Genomic DNA, 2,349 nt, shown 5'->3' on the forward strand with positions numbered 1-2,349 from the left:
GTGGTGCCCTGCGCCAGCACCGGGGAGGCACCGCCGGCCGATGCGACGAAGCCGACGCAGGAGAGGGCGAGGAGGCTCGTTCGGTTCGCGTCGGCGCGATGCAACATGTGGATGATCCCTTTGTTCCGGTTTTCCGGGTTCGTTGCTCCACTATTGCTAAGGATTATCATCGTCAACGACTAATGAGAGTCATTCGCGTAAGCGCACGGCTGGTGCCGGAATGTTCAGGCCTTGCGGGCGAACTCCGCTTCGACCGTCGCCGCCAGATCGGAGAGTTGCCCGCGCTCTGCCTCGCTCAGATCGCGGGGGCGGGTATCGAGGATGCAGAGCGTGCCGATGGGCTGCCCGTCGGGTGCATGGATCGGCGCGCCTGCGTAGAAGCGGATGCGTGGATCGGCGGTGACCAGCGGGTTGTCGCGGAAGCGTGTGTCGGCGAACGTATCCGGCACTACCAGCATCGCCCGCGCCGCCACCGCATGCGCGCAGAACGAGCTTTCGCGCGGCGTTTCGCACAGGTCGGTGCCGGTGGTCGACTTGAACCACTGCCGGTCCGCATCGACGAGGCTGATGACCGCCACCGGCACTCGGAACAGCGCCGCCGCCAGTCGCGTCAGCCGGTCGAAGCGTTCCTCCGGCGGCGTATCGAGCAGGCCGAGTGCATGCAGCGCCCCCAGCCGCGCCGCCTCGTCCGCCGGGATGGCGGCGCGTGCCCAGTGGCATTCGGCGCGCATCAGCCAGGTGCGGATGCGGGTGCGGGCATATTCGCACGACCACGGCTCGTCGAGCCGGTCCACCGCCACGTCGCCCGTCGGCCCCTCGCCGGCCAGCAGCACGATCGGCACGCCGGCCCGGTCCTGCCCGGCCAGCAGGCCGATCACCGCGCCGGTTTCCGCCAGCCCGCTTTCCACGAGCACCAGCCCCGGGCGAAGGTCGCCGGCCAGTCGTGCGGCCTCGGCCATGTCGCCCGTGTGGACCAGCCGGATCGGCTCGTCGGCGAGCGCGCGGGCGATCCGGTCGGTGATGCTGCCCTCGGCCGCGATCAGCAGCACGCGCGGCACCTCGCCGGCCGGGCCCTCGCGGATCGCATCCTGCCCGCCGGCCTCGGGCGTGGCGACGGGCAGGTCGTGGTTGCCGAGGTCGATCACCATGCCCTCGGCGGCGGCGATGATGTCGATATCGGGCGCCGCCCGCCGCAGGTCCGCCACCGCCGCGTCGATCGCCTCGTCGCTGCGCATCGGATCATGGTGGGTCAGCACCAGCCGCCTCACCCCGGCGGTGCGGGCGACGACCGCCGCATAATCGATCGTGCTGTGCCCCCAGCCGCGCTTGGCGGCATATTCGGCGGCGAGATACTGCGCGTCGTGGATGATGAGATCGGCCCCGGCCATGAAGCCGGCATGGGCCAGATCCTCGTCCTCCAGCGCCACCGCGCCCGATCCCGCGTCCGCCTCGTGCGGTTCGTGATCGCAGGCATAGACGAGCGTCGCGCCGTCCGCCTCGATGCGGAACGCCAGCGTGAGCGCGGGGTGGTTGAGGTAGCGCGTGTGGATCGTGAAATCCTCGACGGTGAAGCGTCCCTCGCCGAGATTGTTATAGTCGACCCGCGCCGCGAACGCCTCCGGCGTCACCGGGAAATAGGTATATTCCATCTGCCCGGCCAGCGTGTCGCGCAGCGACTCGCCGAAGCCCTGCGGCGCGTAGAGATCCCATTCGTGGCCCGGCACGAAGAACGGGGTGAAGAAGGGGATGCCCTGGATGTGATCCCAATGGGTGTGGCTGATAATCATGTGCCCGCGCGACGGCTTGCCCTCGCGCATGATCGCCTGCCCCAGTTCGTGCCCGCCGGTGCCGCAGTCGATCACCAGCCGGGTGCCGCGCGCCGAGGTGACCTCCACGCACGAGGTGTTGCCGCCGTAGCGCAAGGTGCTGGGGCCGGGCTTCGCCAGCGATCCGCGCGTACCCCAGAAACGCAACCGCACCGCCGCTCTCCCCCTCGCCGCGCACCGCCTGCCCCGCACGCGGCGCGCCGATCGACCGGGAGGATTAGAGGCGCTTCCCTCCTGTTTTTCAATCGGCATGGCGGGCGCGGAAAGCCGGGGCGGCCGGCGCGCGCATCGCGTTTCGCGCGATGCCAGGGCGATGGTCCGGTCAGCCGCTGCCTCGGAGGGGCGGTGCCGGCGCCCGACATGACCGCGCCGCCGGAGGGCCGGCGGCGCGGGGTGGCGCTCGTTCGGGTCAGAGCGCCTTGGCGGCGGCCGGTGCCACGGTGCCGGCCGGCGTGGCGGTGGCCGCCGGTGCGACTGCGGCGGCCGGTTGCTGCGCGGGCGGCGGCGGCGGTGCGTCCGGCCC

At 71.3% G+C, this 2,349-nt stretch carries 1 protein-coding gene; it reads right to left on the minus strand.

The window, feature by feature from the left end; genetic code table 11:
* Positions 1-224 precede the first annotated feature (224 nt).
* Positions 225-1,979, minus strand: coding sequence for a GAF domain-containing protein (locus FOY91_RS21160; protein WP_162527306.1), 1,755 nt, complete (start codon positions 1,977-1,979; stop codon positions 225-227).
* Between the last annotated feature and the right edge of the window lie 370 nt (positions 1,980-2,349).

It is taken from the genome of Alterirhizorhabdus solaris (assembly GCF_007785815.1).
In the GTDB taxonomy this organism is placed as follows: domain Bacteria; phylum Pseudomonadota; class Alphaproteobacteria; order Sphingomonadales; family Sphingomonadaceae; genus Alterirhizorhabdus; species Alterirhizorhabdus solaris.